Source organism: Paracoccus sp. S4493 (genome assembly GCF_000967735.1).
GTDB classification, from domain to species: Bacteria; Pseudomonadota; Alphaproteobacteria; order Rhodobacterales; family Rhodobacteraceae; genus Paracoccus; species Paracoccus marcusii.
The window spans coordinates 1-616 of record NZ_JXYF01000349.1; the positions used below are offsets into that span (position 1 = coordinate 1).

The following is a 616-nucleotide window of genomic DNA, read 5'->3' on the forward strand; positions in this document are numbered from 1 at the left end:
CCCCCGGCCTGGATGCCGTGCTGCTGGGCGGGCTGACGCCATCGCGGCTGTATCTTGTCGAGGGCACGCCCGGATCGGGCAAGACCACGCTTCTGAAGATCATCGCCGGGCTGGAATGGCCCGATGCCGGGCAGCTGCGGGTCGAGGGGCAGGACTGGCTGGCGCTGGCCGCCCGCGACAGACGCATCGGCTTCGTCTTTCAGCATTACGCCCTGTTCCCCCACATGACGGTGCGCGACAATATCGGCTTTGGCCTGTCCGTCCTGCCGCGCGGTCAGCGCCCGACCCGCGCCCAGATCGCCGCCCGCGCGGACGAGCTGATGGCGTTTCTGCAGATCGACCACCTGGCCGACCGCTTTCCGGGGCAGCTGTCGGGCGGTCAGCGTCAGCGGGTGGCGCTTGGCCGCGCGCTGGCGATCAAGCCGCGGGTGCTGCTTCTGGACGAGCCCTTCGGCGCGCTGGACGCCGCGATCCGTCGCGACCTGCGCCGCTGGCTGCGCGGCGTGCACGAGGCGACCGGATCGACGACCATCTTCGTGACCCACGACCAGGAGGAGGCCTTCGAGCTGGCCGACCGCGTGGTGGTCATGGGCGAGGGCCGGATCGAGCAGATCGG

The 616-nt window shown here is 70.8% G+C and carries 1 protein-coding gene; it reads left to right on the plus strand.

Annotated elements, in window-relative coordinates; all coding sequences use genetic code 11:
* Window positions 1-17: 17 nt before the first annotated feature.
* On the plus strand, window positions 18-616 hold a 599-nt coding region (locus TW83_RS17675), incomplete at its 3' end, for an ATP-binding cassette domain-containing protein (RefSeq protein WP_239441420.1).